Below are 641 nucleotides of genomic sequence, written 5' to 3' on the forward strand. Positions count from 1 at the left end.
CGGACGCGCTCCACGCCCCCGTGATCCGGCTCTGACCCCGAGCTTTTGAACGAGCGGGCGGGCACGCCCGCAGATGGATCTCGACTGGACACAGGAGTCCGTCGCAGGGGTGACGCTGGTCCGCGTCCACCTCCGGAACGAGCGTGCGACCGACCGCCGGGTCCGCCTCCGGAGCCGGCTCGACGGTCCCGTCCTGCCGCCACGACGCCACGGGACGCCCGCAGCCGGCTGGGACCGCGACGGCGTGACGACGGTCGTTCCCGCCGACGGAACGGCGGCACTTGGGTACGCCTCCCCGGCACCGACAGCGACGCCGCCGGTGATCCTCGACGATGTCGGCCCCGTCGAAGACAAACCGGGCGACAGTACGCCGGAGGCAGCCGTCCGGGAACTCGGCGACCACCGGCCGCCCCGGGCAGTGCTCGGTGAAGAAAGCGAGAACCGTGGAAACGGAACGGACTGGGACCAGTCGCTCCTCGATCTACCCACACACATGATCGAGGGCGAACGAGACACCACCGACGGACGTTCAGCGCGACGCGCGTCGCTCCCGGACGAAGCCGAGGCGCTCCTGTCCCCCTATCGAACGCGGATTCGGACCGCCGAGGCGCTGAACGCCGCCGGGGTCGTCGAGGCGAACC

1 protein-coding gene is annotated in these 641 nt (G+C 71.3%); it reads left to right on the plus strand.

Annotated elements, in window-relative coordinates:
* Positions 1-73: 73 nt before the first annotated feature.
* On the plus strand, positions 74-641 hold a 568-nt coding region (locus tag ACFR9S_RS11090; RefSeq protein WP_379818659.1), incomplete at its 3' end, for a DUF7857 domain-containing protein.

The sequence above is a fragment of the Halolamina salina genome (genome assembly GCF_042678005.1).
Lineage (GTDB): Archaea > Halobacteriota > Halobacteria > Halobacteriales > Haloferacaceae > Halolamina > Halolamina salina.